24 protein-coding genes are annotated in these 25,189 nt (G+C 67.2%); 14 read left to right on the top strand and 10 right to left on the bottom strand.

All coding sequences use genetic code 11. The features are described 5' to 3' along the window. Nucleotides 1-8 precede the first annotated feature (8 nt). The 3 genes from QP609_RS17535 to QP609_RS17545 form a co-directional block, all read right to left on the bottom strand. On the bottom strand, nt 9-1,118 hold the full coding sequence (locus QP609_RS17535; protein ID WP_032960685.1) for an S-(hydroxymethyl)glutathione dehydrogenase/class III alcohol dehydrogenase: 1,110 nt from the start codon (nt 1,116-1,118) through the stop codon (nt 9-11). A 58-nt stretch (nt 1,119-1,176) separates the two neighbouring features. Beyond that, nucleotides 1,177-1,452 carry a formaldehyde-responsive transcriptional repressor FrmR gene (gene frmR / locus QP609_RS17540; RefSeq protein ID WP_005411009.1) on the bottom strand — a complete coding sequence of 92 codons (276 nt, stop codon included), beginning with the start codon at nt 1,450-1,452 and terminating at the stop codon, nt 1,177-1,179. A 70-nt stretch (nt 1,453-1,522) separates the two neighbouring features. Next, nucleotides 1,523-2,428 carry a LysR family transcriptional regulator gene (locus QP609_RS17545; RefSeq protein WP_046432481.1) on the bottom strand — a complete coding sequence of 302 codons (906 nt, stop codon included), beginning with the start codon at nt 2,426-2,428 and terminating at the stop codon, nt 1,523-1,525. Nucleotides 2,429-2,557: 129 nt separating this feature from the next. On the opposite strand from QP609_RS17545, the gene QP609_RS17550 reads away from it, so the two are divergent. After that, a complete protein-coding gene (locus QP609_RS17550; protein WP_197621592.1) occupies nt 2,558-3,661 on the top strand; it encodes an alkene reductase in 1,104 nt (367 codons plus the stop codon). Between the two features lie 112 nt (nt 3,662-3,773). Here the strand turns inward: QP609_RS17550 and QP609_RS17555 are convergent, their stop codons facing one another. Next, a complete protein-coding gene (locus tag QP609_RS17555) occupies nt 3,774-4,451 on the bottom strand; it encodes an SMI1/KNR4 family protein (protein ID WP_197621591.1) in 678 nt (225 codons plus the stop codon). Nucleotides 4,452-4,565: 114 nt separating this feature from the next. Here QP609_RS17555 and QP609_RS17560 point away from each other — a divergent pair, with 114 nt between their 5' ends. Continuing rightward, a complete protein-coding gene (locus tag QP609_RS17560) occupies nt 4,566-4,982 on the top strand; it encodes a VOC family protein (RefSeq protein WP_169412055.1) in 417 nt (138 codons plus the stop codon). A 12-nt stretch (nt 4,983-4,994) separates the two neighbouring features. Here the strand turns inward: QP609_RS17560 and QP609_RS17565 are convergent, their stop codons facing one another. Continuing rightward, complete coding sequence (locus tag QP609_RS17565; RefSeq protein WP_169412057.1) at nt 4,995-5,690, bottom strand: hydrolase; 696 nt, start codon at nt 5,688-5,690, stop codon at nt 4,995-4,997. 75 nt (nt 5,691-5,765) lie between these two features. On the opposite strand from QP609_RS17565, the gene QP609_RS17570 reads away from it, so the two are divergent. Further along, on the top strand, nt 5,766-6,428 hold the full coding sequence (locus QP609_RS17570; protein ID WP_049440662.1) for a TetR/AcrR family transcriptional regulator: 663 nt from the start codon (nt 5,766-5,768) through the stop codon (nt 6,426-6,428). A gap of 115 nt (nt 6,429-6,543) precedes the next feature. Here QP609_RS17570 and QP609_RS17575 read toward each other — a convergent pair whose 3' ends face one another. Beyond that, nucleotides 6,544-7,428 (bottom strand): LysR family transcriptional regulator, encoded by an 885-nt coding sequence (locus tag QP609_RS17575; protein ID WP_032960689.1) that lies wholly within the window; start codon nt 7,426-7,428, stop codon nt 6,544-6,546. Nucleotides 7,429-7,532: 104 nt separating this feature from the next. On the opposite strand from QP609_RS17575, the gene QP609_RS17580 reads away from it, so the two are divergent. Further along, a complete protein-coding gene (locus QP609_RS17580) occupies nt 7,533-8,591 on the top strand; it encodes an NAD(P)-dependent alcohol dehydrogenase (RefSeq protein ID WP_014648395.1) in 1,059 nt (352 codons plus the stop codon). A 122-nt stretch (nt 8,592-8,713) separates the two neighbouring features. Here the strand turns inward: QP609_RS17580 and QP609_RS17585 are convergent, their stop codons facing one another. After that, nucleotides 8,714-10,078 (bottom strand): glutamate--cysteine ligase, encoded by a 1,365-nt coding sequence (locus QP609_RS17585; protein ID WP_014648396.1) that lies wholly within the window; start codon nt 10,076-10,078, stop codon nt 8,714-8,716. A 152-nt stretch (nt 10,079-10,230) separates the two neighbouring features. Between QP609_RS17585 and QP609_RS17590 the strand changes: the two genes are divergently transcribed. From QP609_RS17590 to QP609_RS17600, 3 genes are all read left to right on the top strand, one after another. Beyond that, nucleotides 10,231-10,935 (top strand): VIT family protein, encoded by a 705-nt coding sequence (locus QP609_RS17590; protein WP_014648397.1) that lies wholly within the window; start codon nt 10,231-10,233, stop codon nt 10,933-10,935. Next, entirely contained in the window at nt 10,932-11,756 is an 825-nt protein-coding gene (locus tag QP609_RS17595; protein ID WP_069117884.1) for an AraC family transcriptional regulator, read from the top strand. The genes QP609_RS17590 and QP609_RS17595 overlap by 4 nt, the downstream gene beginning before the upstream one ends. 707 nt (nt 11,757-12,463) lie before the next feature. Then, entirely contained in the window at nt 12,464-13,435 is a 972-nt protein-coding gene (locus tag QP609_RS17600; RefSeq protein WP_014648399.1) for an MBL fold metallo-hydrolase, read from the top strand. A gap of 73 nt (nt 13,436-13,508) precedes the next feature. Here QP609_RS17600 and yihA read toward each other — a convergent pair whose 3' ends face one another. Continuing rightward, on the bottom strand, nt 13,509-14,111 hold the full coding sequence (gene yihA / locus QP609_RS17605) for a ribosome biogenesis GTP-binding protein YihA/YsxC (protein WP_005411022.1): 603 nt from the start codon (nt 14,109-14,111) through the stop codon (nt 13,509-13,511). Between the two features lie 156 nt (nt 14,112-14,267). Between yihA and QP609_RS17610 the strand changes: the two genes are divergently transcribed. From QP609_RS17610 to QP609_RS17625, 4 genes are all read left to right on the top strand, one after another. Beyond that, nucleotides 14,268-15,068, top strand: a complete 801-nt coding sequence (locus QP609_RS17610; protein WP_014648400.1) for a c-type cytochrome — start codon at nt 14,268-14,270, stop codon at nt 15,066-15,068. A 106-nt stretch (nt 15,069-15,174) separates the two neighbouring features. After that, nucleotides 15,175-15,825: a thiol:disulfide interchange protein DsbA/DsbL gene (locus tag QP609_RS17615; protein WP_032960695.1), complete on the top strand. Its 651-nt coding sequence runs from the start codon at nt 15,175-15,177 to the stop codon at nt 15,823-15,825. Nucleotides 15,826-15,932: 107 nt separating this feature from the next. Next, a complete protein-coding gene (locus QP609_RS17620; protein ID WP_014648402.1) occupies nt 15,933-16,766 on the top strand; it encodes a thiol:disulfide interchange protein DsbA/DsbL in 834 nt (277 codons plus the stop codon). 53 nt (nt 16,767-16,819) lie between these two features. After that, entirely contained in the window at nt 16,820-17,557 is a 738-nt protein-coding gene (locus QP609_RS17625; protein WP_014648403.1) for an endonuclease/exonuclease/phosphatase family protein, read from the top strand. Nucleotides 17,558-17,626: 69 nt separating this feature from the next. Here QP609_RS17625 and QP609_RS17630 read toward each other — a convergent pair whose 3' ends face one another. Continuing rightward, complete coding sequence (locus QP609_RS17630; RefSeq protein WP_197621292.1) at nt 17,627-18,496, bottom strand: EamA family transporter; 870 nt, start codon at nt 18,494-18,496, stop codon at nt 17,627-17,629. A 72-nt stretch (nt 18,497-18,568) separates the two neighbouring features. On the opposite strand from QP609_RS17630, the gene QP609_RS17635 reads away from it, so the two are divergent. From QP609_RS17635 to fhuE, 3 genes are all read left to right on the top strand, one after another. Beyond that, nucleotides 18,569-19,051 carry an Lrp/AsnC family transcriptional regulator gene (locus QP609_RS17635; protein WP_197621291.1) on the top strand — a complete coding sequence of 161 codons (483 nt, stop codon included), beginning with the start codon at nt 18,569-18,571 and terminating at the stop codon, nt 19,049-19,051. A gap of 77 nt (nt 19,052-19,128) precedes the next feature. Beyond that, the gene (locus QP609_RS17640; protein WP_046432517.1) at nt 19,129-19,680 is read left to right on the top strand and encodes a M23 family metallopeptidase; all 552 of its coding nucleotides are present in this window, start codon (nt 19,129-19,131) and stop codon (nt 19,678-19,680) included. A 185-nt stretch (nt 19,681-19,865) separates the two neighbouring features. Continuing rightward, nucleotides 19,866-22,004, top strand: coding sequence for a ferric-rhodotorulic acid/ferric-coprogen receptor FhuE (gene fhuE / locus QP609_RS17645; RefSeq protein WP_197621290.1), 2,139 nt, complete (start codon nt 19,866-19,868; stop codon nt 22,002-22,004). A gap of 132 nt (nt 22,005-22,136) precedes the next feature. Here fhuE and QP609_RS17650 read toward each other — a convergent pair whose 3' ends face one another. Then, nucleotides 22,137-24,998, bottom strand: a complete 2,862-nt coding sequence (locus tag QP609_RS17650; RefSeq protein WP_197621289.1) for a TonB-dependent receptor — start codon at nt 24,996-24,998, stop codon at nt 22,137-22,139. Nucleotides 24,999-25,189 lie beyond the last annotated feature (191 nt).

Below are 25,189 nucleotides of genomic sequence, written 5' to 3' on the forward strand. Positions count from 1 at the left end.
GCCGCGGCTCAGTAGTGGACCACCGAACGGATCGACTTGCCTTCATGCATCAGGTCGAAGGCGTCGTTGATCTTGTCCAGGTCCATGGTGTGGGTGACGAACGGGGCCAGTTCGATATCGCCCTTCATCGCATCCTCGACCATGCCCGGCAGCTGGCTGCGGCCCTTCACGCCACCGAAGGCGGTGCCCATCCACTTGCGGCCGGTCACCAGCTGGAACGGACGGGTGGAGATCTCCTGGCCCGAACCGGCCACGCCGATCACCACGCTCTGGCCCCAGCCACGGTGCGCGCATTCCAGCGCCGCGCGCATCACATTGACGTTGCCGATGCACTCGAAGCTGTGGTCCACGCCCCAGGTCGTCATCTCGACGATGACCTGCTGAATCGGCTTATCGAAATCCTTCGGGTTGATGCAGTCGGTGGCGCCGAATTCGCGCGCCAGTTCGAACTTGGACGGATTGGTGTCCACCGCGATGATGCGGCCGGCCTTGGCCTGGCGCGCACCCTGGATCACCGCCAGGCCGATGCCGCCGAGGCCGAACACCGCCACGCTGTCGCCTTCCTGCACCTTGGCGGTGTTGTGCACCGCGCCGATGCCGGTGGTGACGCCGCAGCCGAGCAGGCAGACGTGTTCCGGGTTTGCTTCCGGATTGATCTTCGCCAGCGACACTTCGGCCACCACGGTGTACTCGCTGAAGGTCGAGCAACCCATGTAGTGGTACAGCGGCTCACCGTTGTAGCTGAAGCGGCTGGTGCCATCGGGCATCACGCCCTTGCCCTGGGTCGCGCGCACGGCCACGCACAGGTTGGTCTTGCCGCTCTTGCAGAACAGGCACTCGCCGCACTCGGCGGTGTACAGCGGAATCACGTGGTCGCCCGGCTTGACGCTGGTCACGCCCTCGCCCACTTCAACCACGATGCCGGCGCCTTCATGGCCCAGCACCACCGGGAACAGGCCTTCCGGATCATCGCCGGACAGCGTGAATGCATCGGTGTGGCAGACACCGGTGTGGGTGATCTTCACCAGCACTTCGCCCTTCTTCGGCGGGGCGACGTCGATCTCGACGATCTGCAGCGGCTGGCCGGGACCAAAGGCGACGGCGGCACGGGACTTCATGGTGGACTCTCCAGAGACAGGCAATGACAGGATGGGCGGCGCCATGTTGCGCCGTCGTTTATTTCAGGTACGAACGGATCAACGCGCTCATGTCGCGCACGCGTTCGGCGCGTTGTTCGTCGGAGGCGGCGGGTTGCCCGAACTCCTCGCGCAGATGGGCCTCCATCACCTCGGACATCAGGCCGTTGACCGCGCCACGGATGGCGGCGATCTGCTGCAGCACCGGCCCGCAGTCGGCGCCAGCTTCCAGCGCGCGGTCCAGCGCATCGCACTGGCCACGGATGCGGCGCACGCGGGCCAGGACCTTCTTCTTCTCTTCGGGGGAGTGCGGCATGATCAGGCCACCTCGAAACTATACTGGGGGATAGTATACACGGGCAACCATCCCGCTCAATCGTGCCGTTTCAATCGAACAAGCCCTCACCCGCCAGCCGCGCCAGCTCATCCACCACATAGCGCACCTTCGGCCGCAGGTGCCGGGTCGGTGGCCACAGCGCATGGATGTCGATATGCCGTTGCATGTGCGCATCCAGCACCGAGTGCAGCGCGCCGGATTCCAGATGTCGGCGTACCAGTGAAATGGGCATCTGGCAGATGCCCAGTCCTGCGATGGCCGCATCGATCACTGCGTCACCATCGTTGAGCTGGTAGGCCGCGTTCGGGATGAACGTTCCCTCGGCGTCATCACTGCCAATCCGCCACGCCACCGGTTGCCCATGGCGGAAGCCGACGATGCTGCGATGCTGCGCCAGTTCCTCCACGGTCGCTGGCACGCCATGCGCCTGCAGGTACTCCGGCGATGCGCAGGTGACCAGGCGCTGGCGACCCAGCCGGCGCGCGACCAGGTGCTCGGCCTGGTGCAACCCGCCGAAGCGGATCAGCAGGTCGATGCCCTCTTCGACCGGATCGACGAAGTGATCGGTGAAGGTCATCGTCAGTTGCAGGTCCGGGTACTGCCGGCACAGGCGCAGCAGCACGGGCAGCACCACCAGCCGCCCGAACGAGGATGGCATGTCGATGCGCAGCCGTCCGCTGGGCAGGCCGGCCGACCCCAGGCAGGCTTCGGCGGCGGAGATTTCTTCCAGCGCCGCCGCGCACGATGCGTAGTACGCCTCGCCATCGGTGGTCAGCGCGATGCGCCGCGTGGTGCGGTGGAACAGGCGCACGCCCAGCCGCGCTTCCAGCCGGGCGATGGCCTTGCCCACTGCCGAGCGCGAGATGCCCAGCGCGTCGGCAGCCTCGGTGAAGCTGCCTGAGCGGGCCGTGGTAACGAAGGTCACCAGGCCATTCAACGATTCCAGCGGCAGCATCTATCACGCTCCATTGGGGACAAATAGTCCCGCGCCCAGGGAGATCGAAGCGCTTTATGCGTCCGCATGTCAACTCCATCCTGTGTGCATCGCGCCGCTGGCGCCTTCCCCCACACCGAGATGACCGACATGATCGCCGCCCTGTTCCGCCCCTTCGATCTGGCAGGCACCGCCCTGCGCAACCGCATCGCGATGGCCCCGATGACCCGCGCCCGCAACCCCGGTGCGGTCGCCAACGAACTCACCGCGCAGTACTACCGGCAGCGCGCCAGCGCCGGCCTGATCATCAGTGAAGGCACCCCGGTCTCGCCGCAGGGCCAGGGCTACATCGACGTCCCGGGTATCTGGTCGGCCGAGCAGGTGGCCGGGTGGAAGCTCGTCACCGAGGCGGTGCATGCCGCACAGGGCACGATCTTCGCCCAGCTCTGGCACGTCGGCCGCATGTCGCATTCCTCGCTGCAGCCCGACGGTGGGCAGCCGGTCAGCGCCGGTACCCGCCCGGTGGCCAGCGCACCGAAGAACACCTCGTTCGTGTACCTGGACGATGGCAGCCGCGGCCACGCCGATCCCACCCCGGCACGTGCACTGGAGACCGCAGAGATCCCCGGCATCGTCGACGACTTCGTGCGCGGCGCAGAGAACGCCATCGCCGCCGGATTCGACGGCATCGAACTGCATGCCGCCAACGGCTACCTGTTCGAACAGTTCCTCAACCCGGTCATCAACCAGCGCGAAGATCACTACGGCGGCTCGCTGCCCAGCCGCGCGCGCTTGATCCTGGACACCGTCGATGCGATGGCCCAGCGCATCGGTGCGCAGCGCATCGGCGTGCGCCTGGCACCGAACAATCTCACCTTCGACATGCCGTTCTACCCCGACAACGAGGCCACCTATCTGTACCTGGCCGAGGAACTGGGCAAGCGCGGCCTGGCCTATGTGCATCTCAACGACAACCAGCAGGCGGGCCAGTCGGTGCTGGGCGAGGCCTTCCTGCAGCAGTTCAAGCAGGCCTACGGTGGCACCGTGATCCTGGCCGGCGGCATGACCCGCGAACGCGCCCTGCAGCTGGTCGAGGCCGGCACCATCGACCTTGCCGCGTTCGGCCAGCCGTTCATCGCCAACCCGGATCTGGTCGAACGCCTGCAGCGCAACATCGCGTTGGCCACGCCCGACCGCAGCACCTATTACGGGGGCGGCGAGGCGGGCTATCTCGATTACCCGGCCGCAGGCTGATCCCGCACGGGGCCCGCACGGGGTCGGATCCCCTTCCAACGGAAAGGGCTCTGACCCCTGTTCGGCGAACAAGGAGTCAGAGCCACGCTGCGCCCGGATCCGACCCCAGCCCTCAGGCGTCCTCGCGCACGTAGGCGAACGACTCGTCCAACCGCTCGAAGCCGATCACTTCAGCGACGATGGCCTGTGCCTCGTCTTCGCTGAAGTTCCCTTCTTCAATATCGTCAACGCGGGCGAACAGCCGCTGCAATGCCGCGTACCGGTCGCCGCGCAGGAAGGAATGGTGAGTCTGCAGCCAGCGCTGCAGATTCCCGGCCAGCTCGCCGTGCGACAGCAGTGTGTACGGCCGCTGGTAGTCGGCAACCGCTTCGACCATCTTGCGGAACACGAAATCCTGGTAGCTGGCGGCCAGCACGTCGGCACGGTCGTCGTCATGCCACACCATCACCACCGGCGGTTCGCTGAAACCGGGCGCGTTGCTCCAGAAACAGTAACTGTCACCCGCGCCGGTCCGCGCAAAGGGCAGCAACTGCAGGTCAGTGCGCAGGGGATTGTAATGATCCTCCGCGGTCAGCTCCTGCCACGCCTCGAGCAGTTCATCGTGTTCCAACGGCTCATAGTCCTGGGCGTACAGCAGCACCGGCGGTTCTGCCTGCAGCGCCGGGAATACCACCTCGGACCATTCCGGATGGGGAGCACCCCAGCTCAACCGACCCGCTGCATGCAACTGCTTGAACAGGGGCGGGAAGGTCTGGCCCGTGGCCTGTTCGATGCCGGATAGCGCGCTCATGGATGTCCTTGTCGATGGAGACCGCCCAGCTTGCCCGAATCCGCGCAGGAGATGAACCGGCGGCACCACGCGGCAGGACTAGACTGCGACCACCGGATGCCGCCCATCGCTACCATGAACGCCACTGCCCACAGCTTCATCGTCAACATGGACGTGCCCGACCTGGCCGCCGCCGAAGACTTCTACATCCGGGCCTTCGGCCTGCGCATCGGCCGCCGACTCGGCCCGGGCGCCGTGGAGCTGCTCGGTGGGCCAACGCCGCTCTACCTGCTGCACAACGACGCCGGCAGCGCCGCCACGGAAGACGGCGACGTGCGCGACTACGAGCGTCATTGGACGCCGCTGCACCTGGACTGGGTGGTGGATGACATTGAAGCCGCGCTGGCACGTGCAGTTGCGGCCGGGGCGACACTCGAGCAGTCCGTGCGCGAGCGTCGCTGGGGACGCATCGCCATACTGGCCGATCCGTTCGGGCATGGCTTCTGCCTGATCCAGTTCAGTGGCGAAGGCTACGATGCGCTGGTTGAATGACCGGCGCGCCGTTCACCACGGCAACGGCACTGCTTCGCCGTTGGCGCGCTCGCCGTAGTACAGCGAAGGCAGCAGCCGCGACAGGAAACTGAACTCCGTATAGCAGTGCCTGAGCAGGCCCAGGCCGACCGCGTCGCCGGCATCGCGACGCGGATCGGCGCTGTCCAGGCCGAGCACGAAGCGGCTGCGCAGCACGCAGCCAAACGGCGTATCGCGCGCCACATGCAGCATCTGCCCATCGCAGGGATCGCCCTGTACATCCAGACGCACGTGATCACCGAAGCCGATGCGCGCGGCGATCACCGCCGATACATGGCCTGCATCCTGTGCCGCCTGCAGGCGTTCGGGCACCAGCAAGGTGCGCGGGTCATGGAACTTCAGGCGCGCCGCCACCGGCGGAATGTCAGCGAGCGATTCCACCGCATGGATGCTGGCGCCGTGGTAGCTGCGCCCGCGCTGCCAGGCCGCGTCCCAGCCGCGATGCTCGACATGATCGACCGGATGCCACCAGCGGATGTGCTGGGTGGTCTCGAAGAAGGTGAACCACCAGTTCAGCATGCGGCCCTTGCAGCCGTGCAGATCGGTGCGCACCGCCACCAGCAGCGTGCCGTCTTCGCGGCGCTGGATGCCGGTTTCCAGATGCATCGGCGCCGGGTCCAGCAGATCGTGGTGGTCCAGCCAGGGGCGAGCGTTCACAGCAATATCCATGGGAGTCTCCTACGGGTTGGGAGACCCGACAATAAGGAAACGCTTTCCGTTTCTCAATTAACCGGGTGCGGTAAGATGGGCGCAATGAACAGCACCACCCTGCCCGCGCCCACATCACCGACCCGCCGCCGTGGCCGCCCTGCGCGACCGGAAGCCGAAGTCCGCCACGCGGTGCTGCAGGCCACGCTGGAGCTGCTGCTGGCACAGGGTTACGAGGCCACCACCATTGAAGCGGTGGCGGCGCACGCCGGGGTGGCGAAGAAGACCGTGTACCGCCATGCCAGCAACCGCGAGGAGCTGGTCGGGTTGGCGGTGCGTGAGTGGACCGACGGCTTCGCGCCACAGCTGCAGCGTGATGCGCGCAATGCCCAAGAGGTCGTGCCGCTGCTGCAGGACATCCTGCACGCGGTGTGCACGCAGGCGCTATCGGCGCAGGCGGTGCAGGTGTTCCGCCTGCTGGCCACCGATTTCCCCGGCAAGGACGCGCTGCTGCAGGCCTACCTCGACAACGGCATCGAACGCGGCCGTGCGCTGCTGGCCGACTGGCTGGCACGTCAGCAGCAGCGTGGACTGCTGCGCGAGGGAGATTCCGCATGCATGGCGCGGCTGATCCTGGCGATGGCCGTGGCCGAGCCGCTGCGCGAACGCGTGATCGGCGTGGTGGCCGAGGATGCGCCGGTGGAGATGCATCTGCGTGAGTGCGTGGCGTTGTTGGCGCCGGTGTTGCAAGGGCCGTAGCGTGGTGCCATCCACGCATGGCGTGGATCTACCGGCCGATGTCGATTCGTTGATCGGCAACGCCCTGCCCCGGCAGGTGCCGACCGTTGGTCGGCACCACGTCATCCATCGCAACTCACTCGCGCAACATATCCACGAACGCACGCAACGCGCCCGGCATCTGCCGCTGCTTCGGGTAGTACAGCGCGAAGCCGGCAAACGGCTCGCTCCAGTCTTCCAGCACCGCCACCATCTGCCCCGATTCGATGTACGGCCTTGCCGTGTCTTCCAGCACGTACGCCAGGCCGATGCCATCCAGAACGGCGCGCACGATCGTGCCCTGCTCGCACAGGGTCAACCGCCCGGGCACGTCGATCTCCAGCGCCTGCCCATCGCGCTCGAACTGCCACTTGTACAGGTGCCCACTGGCGAAGCGGAAGCGGATGCATTCGTGCGCGGCCAGGTCGCGCGGATGCTGCGGTGCCGGCCGACGCCGCAGGTAGTCCGGCGAGCCGACGATCAGCCCGCGCAGTGGCGGCCCCATCGGCACCGCCACCATGTCCTCCGGCACGAACTCATGCAGGCGCACGCCGGCGTCGTAGCCCTCGGCGACGATGTCGACCAGGCCGTCATTTTCGGTCAGCTCCACCCGCACGTCGGGATGGGCGTGCAGGAAGCGCGCCAGCCTCGGCCCCAGCTGGGTCGGTACCGCCGCGCGGGTGGCGTTGATGCGCAGCAGGCCGGCCGGGGCTGCGCGGAAGTGGTTCATTTCTTCCAGTGCGTCGTGCACCTGCCCCAACGCCGGCTGCAGGCGCTCCAGCAGGCGCTGCCCGGCCTCGGTCAGGGCCACGCTGCGGGTGGTGCGATGGAACAGGCCCACCCCCAACCGTTCCTCCAGCGCGCGGATCGCATAGCTCACCGCCGAGGTCGACAATGCCAGTTCGGCACCGGCGCGGCGGAAGCTGCGGTGGCGGGCGACTGCGGCAAACGCGGCCAGATGGGTCAGGTTGTCAGTGGCCATTGTGCAGTTTCACTTGATGAATCATGCCGATATCCGCGCTTCTTGCTGCTGGTTGCGGGGCGTATTGTAAAACGCCTTTCGATAAACCCTGCCAAGGATTCCCCATGTCCCTCGCCCGTGGTTACGCCGCCCATTCCCATACCGACCCGCTGGTCCCGTACGAGTTCGAACGCCGCGCGGTCGGCCCGGACGACGTGCGCATCGAGATCCTCTACAGCGGCATCTGCCATTCCGACCTGCACCAGGCCCGCGATGACTGGGGTGGCTCGATCTACCCGATGGTGCCGGGCCACGAGATCATCGGCCGGGTGACCGAAGTCGGCAGCAACGTCACCCGCTTCAAGGTCGGCGACCACGCCGGCGTCGGCTGCATGGTCGACTCGTGCCGCCACTGCGACGCCTGTGAGCACGATCTGGAGCAATATTGCGCCGAAGGCGCGACCTGGACCTACAACGGCCGTGAACGCGAAACCGGCGCGCCGACCTACGGCGGCTATTCCGACCACGTGGTGGTCGAGCAGCGCTTCGTGGTGAAGGTGTCCGACACCCTCGACCTGAAGGCGGCCGCCCCGCTGTTGTGCGCCGGCATCACCACCTGGTCGCCGCTGCGCCACTGGAAGGTCGGCCCGGGGCAGAAGGTGGGCGTGATCGGTCTCGGTGGCCTCGGCCACATGGGCGTGAAGTTCGCCAAGGCACTGGGCGCGCACGTCGTGATGATCACCACCACGCCGGAAAAGGGTGCTGATGCCAAGCGCCTGGGCGCCGATGAGGTACTGGTCTCGCGCGATGCCGCGCAGATGAAGGCGCACGCCGGCAGCTTCGACTTCCTGCTCAACACCATCCCGGTCGGCCATGACACCAACCCGTACATGGGCCTGCTCAAGCGCGAGGCCACCATGTGCCTGGTCGGCGTGCTGACCGAACTGGACCCGCCGCTGACCGGCGGCAGCGTGATCTTCGGCCGCAAGCACCTGACCGGCTCGGCAATCGGCGGCATGGCCGAAACCCAGGAAATGATGGACTTCTGTGCCGAGCACGGCATCGTCAGCGACGTCGAGATCATCGACATCAAGAACGTCAACGAAGCCTGGGAACGCATGGCGAAGAACGATGTGCGCTACCGCTTCGTGATCGACATGGCGACGATGCAGAACGCCGCCTGATCCAGGGCAGATGCGAAAAAGAAAAACCCCGGCAATGCCGGGGTTTTTCTTCTGGTAGTGCCGGCCGCTGGCCGGCAACCCCATACATCTGCCGGCCAGCGGCCGACACTACCGCAATCCACTCAGTACGCGAACTCGCGGAACACCGGATCGACGTCGCCGTGCCAGCGGCCATGGAACAGCGCCAGCTTGCGCTCGGCCGGGGTCAGGCCGGATTCGACGATCTCCTGCAGCACGTCCAGGAACTTGCTCTCGTCCTGGCCGTCGGCATTGCGCGCCGCACGGCGCCTGAGGCCTTCGACGGAAATCTTCACCGCTTCGCGGGCCAGGTCGCGCACCGTGCCATTGCGGAACGGCAGGTTCATCGCATGCTTCGGCACGCCGTCGCGCAGTGCATGGCGCTCGGCCAGGGTGAAATCGCGTACCAGGTCCCAAGCGGCATCCAGTGCGGTGTCGTCATACAACAGGCCCACCCAGAATGCCGGCAGCGCACACAGGCGGCTCCACGGGCCACCATCGGCACCGCGCATTTCCAGGTACTTCTTCAGGCGCACTTCCGGGAACGCGGTGGTCATGTGGTCCGACCAGTCGCGCAGCGTCGGCAGCGCACCCGGCAGCACCGGCAGCCTGGCCTGCATGAAATCGCGGAAGCTCTGCCCGCTGGCGTCGTGGTAGATGCCATCGCGGTAGGAGAAATACATCGGCACGTCGAGCAGGTAGTCAACATAGCGCTCGTAACCAAAACCATCCTCGAACACGAAGTCGAGCATGCCGGTGCGGTCGGCGTCGGTGTCGGTCCAGATGTGCGAGCGGTAGCTCAGGTAGCCGTTCGGCTTGCCTTCGGTGAACGGCGAATCGGCGAACAGCGCGGTGGCGATCGGCTGCAGCGCCAGCGACACGCGGAACTTCTTCACCATGTCCGCTTCGGTGGCGTAGTCCAGGTTCACCTGCACCGTGCAGGTGCGGGTCATCATGTCCAGGCCCAGCGAACCGACCTTGGGCATGTACGAGCGCATGATCTTGTAGCGCCCCTTCGGCATCCAGGGCATTTCATCGCGCTTCCACTTCGGCTGGAAGCCCATGCCGAGGAAACCCAGCTGCAGTTCGCCGGCCACCTGTGCCACTTCGTTGAGGTGGGTGCCGGTCTCCACGCAGGTCTGGTGGATGGTCTCCAGCGCCGCGCCGGACAGCTCCAGCTGACCGGCCGGTTCCAGCGTCACCGAGGCACCGTCGCGCAGCAGCGCGATCGTGTTGCCGTTTTCCTGCACCGGCTCCCAGCCGAAGCGGACCAGGCCGTTGAGCAACGCTTCGATGCCGCGCTCGCCCTCGAAGGTCGGCGGGCGCAGGTCATCCAGGCGGAACCCGAACTTCTCGTGCTCGGTGCCGATGCGCCACTGCGCGCGGGGCTTCTCGCCGGAGGCGATCACCTCCACCAGCTGCGAGCGGTCGGTAATGGGGGTATCGGCGACGTGGCTGGGGCTCGACAAGGGGAAGGCTCGCTGGACGGTGGCGGGGGATGTGGGGCTCGCGGCCTTCCATCGCAAGGGCGCACTATAGCGTGGCACCCCGTTGCGTCATGCGACGGTGACGGGTTTCAGCATCCTACCGACGCCCTCTTGACCCTCGTACACTCGGCGTCATGAACCGTCATTCGCGACACCCCGAACTGCACCGCTCCGAGCGCGTCGGCTGGTTGCGTGCCGCCGTGCTGGGGGCCAACGATGGCATCGTCTCGGTGGCCGGCCTGGTGGTCGGCGTGGCGGCCAGCGGCGCCTCCGCCACCACTATCCTTGCCACCGGCGTGGCCGGCACCGTGGCCGGCGCGATGTCGATGGCCGCCGGCGAGTATGTGTCGGTGCAGACCCAGGCCGACACCGAAGCGGCCGACCTGGCCATGGAAAAGCGCGAGCTGCGCGAAGACCCGCACAGCGAACTGGAGGAGCTGGCCGCGATCTACCGCCACCGCGGCCTGGAGCCTGCATTGGCCCGGCAGGTGGCCGAACAGCTTACCGCCCACGATGCACTGGGTGCACACGCCCGCGATGAGCTGGGCATCACTGACACCCTGCGCGCGCGCCCGCTGCAGGCGGCGCTGGCCTCGGCCGGTGCGTTCACCTGCGGTGCGGCGCTGCCGGTGCTGACCGCCCTGCTCGCGCCGACCGACAAGGTTGCGTTGATGACCACGGCCAGCACCCTGCTCGGCCTGTGCCTGACCGGCGCGGTGGCGGCCCAGGCCGGGGGCGCACCGCCTGTACGCGGCGCGGTCCGGGTGATGTTCTGGGGCGCGCTGGCGATGGCTGCGGCGGCCGGCGTCGGTCGCCTGTTCGGTGCCCAGGTGTCATGACCGGCATGCTGCCAGCGGCCACTGCGTTGTTGGCCGAGATGGCCAGCCTGGCCGGCTGCGGGCGCGCCGAGGGCTATGCCTGCATCACCGCACGCCGCGAGCATGGCGCCAGCTCGGTGGAGGTTCCGCAACCGCAGTTCGCGATCCTGCTGGAAGGCCGCAAGCAGGTACGTACCGCACACCAGTCGCTGACGTTCGTTCCCGGCGACATCCTGCTGCTGACCCAGCGGTGCCGCATCGACGTGGTCAACACCCCCGATCCCTGCAGCGGCCGCTACCTCAGTGCCATCGTGCCGCTCTGCACCGAAGTGCTGGCGGCGGCGCGTACGCTCTGGAATGAAGAGCTTCCCGCCCCCGGCCAGGCGATGGCGCGACTGCCGTTGATCGACCATGGCGCGGTGCTGCGCCAGTGGCGGCAATCGCTGCAGGACGGCCGTTACAGCGACGCGCGGCTGGCCCTGGCCTCGCTGGTGCTGACCCTGTGCCGACAGGGCCACGGCAACCTGCTGCTGCCGCAGGCGCCGAGCCTGGGCGAACAGATCCGCGACCGCATCGCCGCCGAACCAGCACGCGACTGGCAATCACGCGATGTGGAAGAACAGTTCGCGCTGAGCGGCGCGACCCTGCGCCGTCGCCTGGCGGCCGAGGACACCAGCCTGCGCCAGCTGCTCACCGAGGCCCGGCTGGCACATGGCATGCAGCTGCTCTACACCACCGACCTGCCGTTGAAGACCGTGGCCGCGCGCGCGGGCTACCGGTCTGCGGCCAGTTTCAGCAAGCGCTTCGCCGAGCAGTACGGGCTGGCTCCCACAGATATTTGAGGGGGTTCGGCAGGGCTGCGCCCTGCACCCGCAGAGGCAACGGCAACAGCCGAAGCAACAGCAACAGCAACGGCGTGCATTCCGTGGAATGGCGGGGCACTGTGGGTTTGCGGGGACGCCGTAAACCCGTCCATGGGGGCTTGGTCGCCGCATCCATGCGGCTCACACCCCGCAAACCCACAGTGCCCCGCCTTCGACAGATTCCGGCGGCTGTTGGTAGGTGTCGACCTTGGTCGACACATCTGTCAGTTATCGAATGAAATTCGTGGGGTCAGATCCGTTTTCCTGCGGAAAACGGATCTGACCCCGCGAGCTGACAGATCGCGGAAAACTGTCGAAGGCGGGGTGGGTCCGGTTGCGGGAGTGTCCGCGGCATGGATGCCGCGGCCAAGCCCCCATGGGTGAGGGCGCTTTGCTTGCGAAGCACTGCTTCGCAAGCGCCCGAACGCCCAGCCGCCAGCGACTGGGCCGGACCGCGGAGCGGGGTTTACGGCGTCTCCCGCAACCGGACCCACCCCGCCATCCCAGACAGCCCGCTGTCGCTGTTGCTGTTGCTTCGGCCGTTGCCGTTGCCTCTGCGGGTGCAGGGCGCAGCCCTGCAGCCCCCCCTTCCCTGAGCATTCCGCGCAGTGGTTTGAGCGCCGTGCACACGCCGGCCACGGCACGCTGGGCACAACGGAACCGCCCGTCATCCACCGAGAACCGCCATGATCCTGCGTCCCCTGCCGCTGCGCGGCGCCCTGCTGCTGGCCCTGTCGTCCCTGCCGCTGGCTGCACTGGCCGAAGCCACCTCGCCCGCTCCCACCCAGCAGGTGCCCGGCGTCTACCACCAGCGCGTTGGTGCGCTGCAGGTCACCGCCCTGTTCGACGGCGTGGTCGCGCTGGGCCGGCAGGAAGTGGTCAACGTGCCGCCGACACTGGTCAGCCGCCTGTTGGAAGGCCGCTACGTACCGGAAGACAAGAAGGGCCTGCAGACCGCGATCAACGCCTTCCTGGTGCGCCAGGGCAACCACCTGACCCTGGTCGATACCGGCACCGCGCAGTGCTTCGGCCCCGGCCTGGGCCAGGTGCTGGGCAACCTGCGCGCCTCCGGCGTGGACCCGGCCGAGGTGGACGAGGTGCTGCTGACCCACGCCCACCCGGACCATCTGTGCGGCGTGCTCGACGCGCAGGGCAAGCCGGCCTACCCGAATGCCACGGTGTGGCTGTCCAAGGCCGATGCCGATTACTGGCTCAGCCCGGCCAGCGAGGCCACGGCGCCGAAGGGCGTGCGCTTCGCCTTCCCGCTGGCACGCAACGCGGTCGCGCCCTACCAGGCCAGCGGCCACCTGCGCACGTTCAGCCCCGGCGATGCCCTGCCCGGTGGCGCGGTGGCGATGGACACCCACGGCCATACCCCCGGCCATGTCTCCTACCGGTTCGACAGCCAGGGCCAGTCACTGCTGGTGTGGGGTGATGTGCTGCACTTCCATGCGGTGCAGTTCGCGCACCCGGAAGCGGCATTCGAGGCCGATTCGGACCGCAAGGCGGCCATCGCCAGCCGTCGCGGGCTGCTGCAGCAGGCCACCGCCAACGGTTGGTGGGTGGCCGGTGCGCACCTGCCGTTCCCGGGCCTGGGCCATGTGCGTGGCGAGGGCCAGGCCTATGCGTGGGTGCCGGCGGAGTATTCGCCGTTGTGAGGGTGTGCCGACCAAGGTCGGCACCCACCCGATCGGGTAGCGCCCGGCTGCCAGCCGGGCGACCGTAAATGCCTTATTCCAGCCCCAGCCAGCCGCCGATCACGCCGCGGGCTTCGTCCACGCCGGTACGGTCTTCGCCGGAGAACACCTGCACGCTGACGCTGTCACCGTAAGCCGATTGCAGCTCCTTGCGCACCTTCTGCAGGGACTGCATCTGCTGGCTGCGGCTGAGCTTGTCGGCCTTGGTCAGCAACGCGTGCGCCGGCAGGCCACGCTGCACGGCATAGGACAGCATCTGCCGGTCGTAGTCCTTCAGGGGGTGGCGGATGTCCATCACCACCACCAGGCCCTTGAGGGCCTCGCGGGTGCGGAAATACTTGTCAATGAAGGCCTGCCAGTGCGCCTGCAGGTCCAGCGGCACCTTGGCGTAGCCGTAACCGGGCAGGTCGACCAGATGCGCTTCCGGGGTGACCTGGAAGAACACCAGCTGCTGGGTGCGGCCGGGGGTCTTGGAGACACGGGCCAGGGCGTTCTGGCGGGTCAGCGCGTTGAGCGCACTGGACTTGCCGGCGTTGGAGCGGCCGGCGAAGGCCACTTCAGCCCCTTCGTCGGGCGGCAGCTGCCGCACGTTGTGGGCCGAAAGGTGGTAACGGGCGCGTTCGATGAGCAATGACATGTGCCTAGGATCGCATGTTGCGGCGCCGCGCGCCCGTGCCGGCGGCCGCTGCGGCCATTTTGCTGCACTGCTGCGTTGACCGTGCGCGGAAACGGCGTTGATAATCCGGGCGATGCCGGCGGCCACCGTCCGGCCCGGTCCATACGGAGCTTCAGCATGCGCCACGCTCGCGTTCTTGCCGTATCCGCCCTTGCCACTGCTGTAGTCGTTGCCGCTGCTGCGTTCGCGCAGACCACGTTGACCCCGCTGCCCGACAACGGGCCGATCAATACCGCCTCGCTGGAGGTGGACTTCAGCAAGACCCACTGGGGCGATGCCAAGGCCGGCCAGACCAAGGCGACGGCCTGCGCGGCCTGCCATGGTGCCGACGGCAACTCCACGGTGGAGATGTACCCGTCCATTGCCGGCCAGAGCGAGCGCTACGTGGCCCAGCAGATGGCCCTGATCGCCAACGGCCAGCGCAGTTCCGGCGCGGCGGTGGCGATGGTGCCGTTCGTGCAGAACCTCACCCCGCAGGACATGCGCGATATCGGCGCCTACTTCGCCACGCAGAAGGCCAACGCCGGCATCGCCGATGACACGGCAGTGACCGATGGCCCCTACAAGGGCATGAAGTTCTACGAGATCGGCCAGCAGCTGTACCGCGGCGGCGATGCCAAGCGCGGCCTGCCGGCCTGCATGGCCTGCCACGGCCCCAGCGGTGCCGGCAATCCCGGCCCGGCCTATCCGCACCTCGGTGGGCAGCACGCCAGCTATGTCGCGCGCCGCCTGCAGGAGTACCAGGCCGGCCAGACCAACGAGACCGACAAGGCGCACTTCCAGATCATGGCCACGGTCGCGCAGAAGCTCAGCGAGCAGGAGGTGCAGGCGCTGTCGAGCTACCTGCAGGGCCTGCACAACAAGGCCGACGATGTGGCCGCTGCGGCCACGCCGACGCAACCGGCTGCCGCCCCCTGACCACCACTGGTCGGCCCGGGCCGCGACGCCGGCCCACGGCTGCGGTATGTTTCCTTCACGCCGGCGACCGCGCCGGCGTTGCTTTTTTCAACGGAGATGCGTGTCGATGAGGTTGATTTCCCGCCTGCTGTTGTCCGTGCTGGTGCTGCTGCCGCTGGCAGCCTGCGCCGCCACCCCCGCCAATGCCCCGCTGGTCGAGGGCAAAGACTACGAGCGCATCGCCCAGCCAGGCCCGTTCCAGCCGCTGGCCGGCAAGATCGAAGTGGTCGAGGTCTTCGGCTACACCTGCCCGCACTGCGCCCATTTCGAACCGCAGCTGGAAGCCTGGGCGGCCAAGCTGCCGGCCGACGTGCGTTTCACCCCGGTGCCGGCGGCCTTCGGTGGCGCCTGGGATGCCTGGGCACTGGCCTACTACGCCGCCGACGAAGTCGGCGTGGCAAAGCGCAGCCACGCTGCCGTGTTCAAGGCCCTGCACGAGCAGGGATCGCTGCCGATGCAGAACGTCTCGGCCGATGAGCTCGCCACGTTCTACAAGGCCTACGGCGTGACCCCGGACCGCTACCTCCAGGCGCTGCGCGGCGATGCCGTGCAGAAGAAGGTCGAGGCCGCGCGCGCGTTCGCCCAGCGCACCAAGATCCCGGGCACCCCGGCCATCATCATCAACGGCCAGTACCTGGTGCGGGGCAACAGCTTCGACGACCAGCTGCGCATCGCCTCGGCGCTGATCGCGCAGGCCCGCGCCGCCCGCGGCCGCTGAACCAACGCCCACCCTCGACACGGCGCTGTCGCCGCCGCATGTCATCATTTCCCCCTGGCTGGCGCCTGGCGCCGGCCCCCACCTTTCCAGATGCTGGAGACGTTTCCATGAAGATCCGTTACGCCCTCGCCCTCGCAGCGCTGCTGCCGATCCTGGCTGCCTGCAAGGCTGATGACGGCAGCACCAACACCACCGCGGCCCCGGCCGCACCGGCAGCCGCCCCGGCCACCGCCGAACCGGCCGCTGCGCCGGCCACGGGCAGCGAAGGCACCGCTCCGGCTGCCGCCGAAGGCGAAAAGGCCCCGGCCGAAGCCGCCCCCGCCGCGGCGCCGGCCCCGACCACCGCCGCGCTGACCGGCCCGGCCCCGGTGGAAGGCGCCGATTACCAGGTGATCCCGAACGGCCAGCCGTTCCAGCCGGCTGCCGGCAAGATCGAAGTGACCGAGATCTTCGGCTACGTCTGCCCGGCCTGCGCCGCATTCCAGCCGCTGGTCGGCCCGTGGAAGGCCGGCCTGCCCAGCGACGTGAACTTCGTCTACGTGCCGGCCATGTTCGGCGGCACCTGGGATGACTACGCCCGTGCCTTCTACGCCGCGCAGACCCTGGGCGTGCAGGAAAAGACCCACGAAGCGCTGTACGCCGCCATCCACTCGCAGAAGACCCTGAAGGGCGAGCGCGGCCGTGACTCGGTGGAAGACATCGCCAAGTTCTACGCCGCCTATGGCGTGGATCCGAAGCAGTTCGCCGCCACCATGGGCAGCTTCGCGGTGAACGCCAAGACCAACTCGGCCAAGCAGTTCGCCCAGCGCAGCCAGATCAGCGGCACCCCGTCGATCATCGTCAACGGCAAGTACCTGGTGAAGGGCAAGAGCTTCCCGGACATGCTGCGCATCGCCGACCACCTGATCGCCCGCGAACGCGGTGCGGCCCAGGCTCACTGATCCAAGAGAAGCATTTCCCGGCCGTGAATTCCCCCCGTACACGGACCCTGCGCTTGCTGACGGCCAACATCCAGGCCGGCTCAAGTACCCGCCGCTACAGCGACTATGTGACCCGCAGCTGGTCACATGCGCTGCCGGCGGGGCGCAAGCGCAGCAGCCTGGACGCGATCGCCACCCTGGCGCGCGACCATGACATCGTCGGCCTGCAGGAGGCCGACCCGGGCAGCCTGCGCTCGGGCTTCACCAACCAGACCCACTACCTGGCCCAGCGCGCCGGCTTCAACTACTGGAGCCACCAGCCGAACCGGCGCATGGGCGGCGTGGCATCCAGTGCCAATGGCCTGCTGAGCAAGCTGGAACCGGTGGAAGTGCAGGACCATGCCCTGCCCGGCCGCATCGGCGGGCGCGGCGTGCTGCTGGCCAAGTTCGGCGATGGTACCGATGGCCTGGCGGTGGCGGTGGCGCATCTGTCATTGGGCGCGGGCTCGCGGATGTCGCAGCTGGGCTTCATCGCCGAGTTGCTGTCCGACCACCCCAACGCGGTGCTGATGGGCGACTTCAACTGCCTGGCCGAACGCCCGGAAATGCAGGTGCTGTACCAGAAGACCCGGCTGCAGCCCCCGGGCTGCATCGTGCCGACCTTCCCCAGCTGGCGCCCCGACCGCGCCATCGACCACATCCTGGTCAGCAGTGGCCTGCAGACTCGTACCGTGGAAGCCGTACCAGCCGCGTTCTCCGATCACCTCGCCCTGGCGATGCAGATCGACGTCCCGGCCGACACCCTGCGCTGACCCCAAAAAGGGGACGGAGGGGATTAAGTCGTTTATGCATAAACGACTTAATCCCCTCCGTCCCCTTTTTCAGGCGGCGGCCGGTGCCTTCAGGCGCCGCGCGGTCATCGTGCTGCCCACCGAGGCCAGCACCGTGCAGCCGATCGCCAGCCACTGCAGCCCATGCAGGTGCTCGTGCAGCAGAAGCATGGCCCACAGCGCGGCCACCGCCGGTTCCATGCTGATCAGGATGCCGAAGGTCTCCTTCGGCAGGCGCTTGAGCGCCATCATCTCCAGTGACATCGGGATCGCGCTGGACACCAGCGCCACCAGCAGCCCGGCGGCCAGGATCTTCGGGTCGAGCAGCGCGGCACCGGCATGCGCCACGCCCACCGGCACCACCACCAGGGATGCCGCCAGCAGCCCCAGCGACACCGAATGCCCGGCATGCAGGTGGCCGGCACGCTTGCCGAACACGATGTACAGGCCCCAGCACGCCGCAGCCCCCATCGCATACAGCACGCCAGCGGGATCCAGCGCCGGACCACCGCCGATCGGCAGCAGCAACAGCAGCCCCACCGCCGCACAGCCCACCCAGAGGAAATCGATCGGCCGTCGCGACGACAGCATGGCCACCGTCAGCGGCCCGGTGAATTCGATGGCCACCGCGATGCCGAAGGGAATGGTGCGCAGGGCCATGTAGAACAGCAGGTTCATCAGGCCCAGGGTGAGGCCGTAGCGCAGGATGGTGATCGCATCCGGGCGGCTGGTCTTCCAGCGCCACGGCCGCCAGAACAGCAGCAGCAACAGCGCCGAGAAGCCCACGCGCAGCGCGCTGGTGCCCTGCGCGCCGATCAGCGGGAACAGGTGTTTTGCATAGGAGGTGCCGATGGCCAGCGAGGTGACCGAGCCAAGCACCGCCAGCGCCGGCAACATCGGCGCGAGTCGTGGGGTCTGCATGGGCAAAGTCTATTGCGCCAGCGCCGAGCACTTGGCTCAATTGACGGCCCGTTCGTGCAACTTCTGCTCGCCATGGCCACCGCCCCCGTGCTCGACAGCTTCGACCGCGCCATCCTCGACCTGCTGCAGCGGGACAACACCCTGCCGCAGCGCGAAATCGCCGAGGCCGTGCACCTGTCTGCGCCGGCCGTGCAGCGCCGCATCAAGCGCCTGCAGGACGGCGGCGTGATCGCCGCCAACGTGGCGGTGGTCGACGCGGCCAGGGTCGGGCGACCGCTGACCATCATCGTGGAGGTGCGCGTGGTCAGCGAGCAGCGCGAACGCGTGGCGCCGTTCAAGCGCCGCGTGCAAAACGACCCGGCCGTGCAGCAGTGCTACTCGATCACCGGCGATGGCGATTTCCTGCTGCTGCTTTCGGCGGCGTCGATGGAAGAGTACGAGGCCATTACCGAGCGGTTGTTCGGCGGCGATGACAACATCGAGCGCTTCCGTACGTCGGTCGCGCTGGGGACGTTGAAGCGCAGTTTCGAAGTGCCGTTGGCCCCGGTTCTGTAGCGCTGAGCCATGCTCGACTGCGCTTTGACCGCACAGCAACAGCCGCCGAGGATGGCTCGGCGCTACAGTCGGAGACCATGAACACATCGCCCTCCCCCGCCCGTCGCCTGCGCCGCTGGTTGCTGCGCGGCCTGTGGCTGGCCATCGCCCTCATTGCCGCGATGGCGCTGTGGAACAGCCCATGGGCCGCTGCGCCGAAGCTGCTGTGGACACTCTCTCGTATGCCGCCGGCCACGCAACTGGCGGTGCCGGTGGACGGCGTGCGGCCACGCCAGATCGCCGACACCTTCGGCGCACCACGTGGCCGTGACCGCTCCCACGCCGGCATCGACATCTTCGCCAAGCGCGGCACCGCGGTGCGCAGCGTCACTGCCGGCGTCATCGCGGACGTCAGCGAGCGCGGCCTCGGTGGCCGCCAGGTCTGGGTGATCGGGCCCGGGCGCGAACGTTACTACTACGCCCATCTGGACGACTGGGCCGAGGGCCTGGCGCGCGGCCAGGTGGTCCAGGCCGGCGACCTGCTCGGGCATGTAGGCGACAGCGGCAATGCCAAGGGCACGCCGCCCCACCTGCACTGGGGCATCTACGGCGCCGATGGCGCGCGCGATCCGCTGCCGCTGCTGCGCTGAACACCATGCGCTGCGTCGCGGCCCGCGTGAGCGCCTACCTCGCTCATGATTTGTAAATAGGAATAGTTCGTATTACCATTTCTTTCGTTTCCGGTGGTGCCAGGACGGCCTGCCCGCCCGTTTCCCACCCGTAGCGCCTCGCCTTCTGGATGCCGGCCGAGCGCGCGTGCTCGTCCAGGACCCCCATGACCCGTCCCGCCTTCCGTATCCCGCAACCGCAGCGGCTGTCCGTTGCCGTAATCGTTGCACTCTGCGCCCTGGCCCCGGCCGCCTTCGCCGACACCGCCGCCGATCCGACCACGCTGGACAAGTTGATGGTCAAGGGCGAACGCGCCGAAGGCTATTCGGTGCGCCGCACCTCGGCCGGTACCCGCTTCGACCTGGCACCGCGCGAGATCCCGCAGTCGGTCAGCATCATCAGCCACCAGCGCATCGAAGATCAGAAGCTCGACGACATCATCGACGTGCTGGCCAACACCACCGGCGTGACCAGCACCCAGTCCGACAGCGAGCGCACCGAGTTCTACGCGCGTGGGTTCTACATCGATGCCTACCAGTTCGACGGCCTGCCGACGCAGATGGTGCAGAACTGGAGCTACGGTGACTCCGGCCTGGATCTGGCGCTGTACGACCGCGTGGAAGTGGTGCGCGGCGCCACCGGCCTGCTCAGCGGCGCCGGCAATCCGTCGGCGTCGGTGAACCTGATCCGCAAGCATGCCGACAGCGCCGAGCTGACCGGCAGCGTGTCGGTGAACGTCGGCAGCTGGGGCCGCACCCGCACCACGGTGGATGTGGGCAGCGCGCTCAACGCCAGCGGCAGCGTGCGCGGTCGCGTGATCGGCAGCTACCTGGATACCGACGGCCAGATGGACCGCTACAACCAGCGCAAGACGCTGGGCTACGCCGTCATTGATGCCGACCTGACCCCGGACACCCAGCTGAGCGTGGGCTACGACTACCAGCAGAAGCGCGCCAATGGTGCGACCTGGGGCGGCTTCCCGATGTGGTACGCCGATGGCAGCCCGACCAACTACCCGACCTCGTTCAATCCGTCGCCGGACTGGACCTACTGGGACACCACCAGCAAGCGCGCGTTTGCCACCCTGCAGCACGCCTTCAGCAACGGCTGGAAGTTCAGGATCGGCGCCACCCACGACCGCACCAACGCCGACGACAAGCTGTTCTATCCGTCCTACACCGCGTTCGACAAGGCCACCGGCACCGGCGTCACGCCGATGGCCGGCTTCTACAACACCGAGCGCAAGGTCGATGGCATCGATGGCTACATCGACGGCCCGTTCCAGCTGTTCGGCCGCGAGCACCAGTTCATGGCCGGCCTGAGCTACAACAAGCGCGAATTCGCCAACTACGGTGACTTCCAGATGGGTGGCCCCGGCACCGGCTGGAATCCCTTCAGCTCCTATCTCGACTGGACCGGCAACATCGCCCAGCCGAACTGGAACCCGCTGGCGCTGGCCAGCCAGGGCACCATCACCCAGAAGGCCGGCTATGCCGCCACCCGTCTGTCGCTGGCTGATCCGCTGAAGCTGATCCTCGGTGCGCGCTACACCAACTGGAAGAGCGAAGGCGAGAACGACGACCGCGAACACAAGGTGACCACCCCGTACGCCGGCCTGGTGTATGACATCAACGATACCTACTCCGCGTACGCCAGCTACACCGAGATCTTCCAGCCGCAGACCGCACGTGACCGCAACGACCGTTATCTCGACCCGGTCGACGGCAAGAGCTACGAGGTGGGCGTCAAGGGTGCCTGGTTCGACAACCGGCTGAACGCCTCGCTGGCGGTGTTCCGCATCGAGCAGGACAACGTCGCCCAGGTCACCAGCGAGCCGATCATCGGCCGTCCGGGTGAGTTCGCCTCGATCGCCGCACGCGGCACCGTCAGCCGTGGCTTCGAATTCGAAGTGAACGGCGAACTGGCACCGGGCTGGAACGCGACCTTCGGTGCTTCGCGCTATGTGGCCAAGGACATCAACGGTGCCGACATCAACACCAACCTGCCGCAGACCGCATTGAAGCTGTTCACCAGCTACACCCCGCAGTCGCTGCAGGAACTGACCATCGGTGGCGGTGCCAACTGGCAGAACCGCATCTATTACGCCGCGCCGGTGGTGGGTCGCTTCGAGCAGGAAGGTTACGCACTGGTCAGTGCCTTCCTGCGCTACCGCATCTCGCCGGAGTTCAGCGTGCAGGCCAACCTCAACAACCTGCTGGACAAGAAGTACTACTCGCAGATCACCGGCTACGGTGCGTACGGCGATGGCCGCAATGGCTCGCTGACGTTCACCTGGGCGTTCTGATCAGACGCGGGGTTCGCACGCCCCGCACCTGTAGAGCCGAGCCCATGCTCGGCTCAGAGAATCAGCCGAGCGCGGGCTCGGCTCTACACCCGCAAGGCAGCGCCGGAACTGACCGGCGCTGCCACCGTCACATCAGAAGCGCAGGTCCGCGCGCAGGTACCAGTAACGGCCACGCGGGATGTCGTAGGTCGAAGCGTCGTAGCCGTTCAACGAGCACGACAGGCAGATCGGCGGATCCTTGTCGAACACGTTGTTCAGGCCCGCGGTCAGCTGCAGCCCCTTCATCCAGTCGATCTTGTAGCCCACCTGCATGTCGTGGAAGGTGGTGGCCGACAGCGTGTTGGTGCCCGCAGCCTGGTTGCTGCACACCGGGAAGGCCGCCGCATCGCCGCAGTTCTCGGTCAGCTCGGAGATGTGGCGCACCGTCCAGTTGGCGCTCCAGCGATCCATCGTCCAGCCGAGGCTGGCATTGCTGGTCCACTCCGGGATCGAGCTGTCGGCCACTTCCACGCCCGGCTTCTGCGGCTGCTTCTGCCCGGCCGCGCCAGTGGCCTCGTAACGGCCGACGAAGGTGTTCTTCCATGCCAGCTTGAACTGGCCGATGGAGGTCTGCGGCAGCGTCCAGAACAGATCCACGTCCCAACCGTCGGTCTTGATCGAACCCAGGTTGGTCAGGCGGTTGTTGAAGCTGCTGACCGCACCGGTGCTGGCACGGGTGATGCCGTTGCAGTAGATCGGGTCCAGTGTATCCACGCACAGGTCCAGCTGGGTCTGCGCGTTGATGGCCTGGATCGCACCATCGATGGCATGGCGGTAGAAAGTGACTTCCACATCGAAGCGCTCCGACCACGAGGCGTTGTTGCCGAACCACGGGCTCCACACGAAGCCCGCGCTGAAGCTGCGCGAGCGTTCCGGGTCCAGCTCGCGGTTGCCGCCGGTGGTCACCGAGATCTGCGAGTTGGCCTGCTGGAAGCCGGCCGGGACGCCCAGTGCAGCACAGTTGGCCGCGCTGCCACGCGGCGGCGTGCCGCCCAAGCCCACCGAGCACGGATCGAACAGCTGCAGGTCGGCACGTGCGGCAGAGCCGTACAGCTCACCGATGGACGGTGCGCGGAAGCCCTCGGCGTACGTGGTGCGCAGCACGAAGTCATCGGTCACCTGCCAGCGCAGGCCGTACTTGGGCGTGAACTCGCCGCCGAAGGTGGAGTAGTCCGAATAGCGGCCGGCCAGGCTCAGGTCCAGCTTCTTGCCGAACGAGGAGTCGGCGAAGATCGGCACGCTCAACTCCAGGTAGGCCTCGTTGACGTCGTAGGAACCGGAGGTCGGTTGCGACGGCACGCCGTTGTAGTGGCCGATCACCGTCAGCGGATCGGGCTGGTAGGCGCCCTTGTACTTGCGGTACTCGAAGCCGGTGGCGAAGGACACCGGACCGGCCGGCAGCGAGAACAGCTCGCTGGACAGGTTGGCGGTGAACAGGCTCAGTTCGTTCTGGCTGCGGTCGCGCACCACTGGCTGGATCCACTTCAGCATGTCCGGGGTGATCGAACCGGCGCCACCGAAGATGTTCAACGGCACGCAGCCAGGCGTGGCCGCGCACACCGCGGGATCGCCCAGCGCCATGTTCACCTTGTAGATGTCATAGCTGCCGTAGTTGGTCTGCTCGGCCTTGTTCTTGCTGTACATGCCGTTGACGTCCCAGTACCAGCTGCGGTCGGCGGCATGGAAGTCACCGACCAGGCCGGTGGCGAAGTAGGTGGTGTCCACTTTCTGCTTGAACACGCGCGCACCGCCCTCCACCGGGCGACGACCGATCAGGCTCATGTTGTCGCCGGAGACGAGATCGAAGCCGAACGGGTTGTACGGGTTCAGGCGCGAGACCACGATGTTGTCGGCCAACGGATTGCCGGTGGCGCCATCGGGGCCGAAGAACAGCGGCTCGGGGCCGGCCTGGTTGGTCGACTCGCGGCGGTTGCCCAGCGCCTTGATGTACCACTGCACGTTGTCGGTGATGTCAAAGCGGAACTGGCCGAACAGGCCTTTGCGCTCCGACGGCGTCAGCACCATGTTGTATTCGGCGAAGTTGAAGCGGTCGGCGGTGGTGAAGCAGTGATAGTCATCCGTGCGGCTGCAGCCGGCACTGCCGTCGTACCGCGGATTGCTCACGCCGGTATTGGGCACGATGTTCTGCACCGCACCGGTGTTCGGGTCGGTGAACATGAAACGGCCCTGCGGAATACCACCGCTGCCGAACGCCAGGCCGGTACCGGGAATGGGGAAGCGCGACTGCTCGCGATCCTTGGCGAATACCGGGTCCTGCTTGGTCCAGCTGGCGCCCAGGAACAGGCTGAAGCGATCGCCACTCTTGCCCCAGGCCAGGTCCACGCCCTTCTGCGTGCCGTCGCCCTTGCTGTACTCGCCGTAGTTCAGCGTCACCTGCCCACCATCGAAATCGCGGCGGGTGATGATGTTGACCACGCCGGCGATGGCATCGGAGCCGTACAGCGACGAAGCACCGTCCTCCAGCACCTCGATGCGCTCGACGATGGCCAGCGGAATGGTGTTGAGGTCGGTGGCCGAGCCCACACCGGACGCCGACGATTCATTGACCCAGCGGATGCCGTCGACCAGCACCAGCACGCGCTTGGCACCCAGGTGGCGCAGATCGACCTGCGCCGAGCCGGCACCCACGCCACTGCCATCGGGCGGGAAACCGAAGTTGCCGGACGAGTTGAACTTGGCGTTGAGCGCAGAGCCGGAACCGGTGAGCTGCTGCAGCACTTCGCCGATCGAGGTCAGGCCGGTGCGTTCGATGTCGCCACGGGTCAGGGTCTGGATCGGGACCTGGCCCTCTACTTCAGCGCGCTTGATGCGGGTACCGGTGACTTCCACCGCGTCGAGGTTGGTGGTGGATTGTGCAGCGGCACCCAGGGGTGCCAAGGCCATCGCGCACAGCGTGACGGCAACCGCCAACGGGCGGTGGTGCAGGTGCTTCATTCGCTCTCTCTCCAAAGGAATGTCGGGACATGGACTGCCGCGCTCCCCCCTGCATGGCGGCAGCGTCTCCTTTGTAAACAAGCGGTAAAAATCACGGCGTGATGATCGACACTCTTTCACGCGGAATTGACGCAATTGACAGCCATTTACGTCAGATGAGGACCGTTTAGAACCGGACGGTACTGTTCACC

It is taken from the genome of Stenotrophomonas sp. 8(2023) (assembly GCF_030345295.1).
GTDB classification, from domain to species: domain Bacteria; phylum Pseudomonadota; class Gammaproteobacteria; order Xanthomonadales; family Xanthomonadaceae; genus Stenotrophomonas; species Stenotrophomonas muris.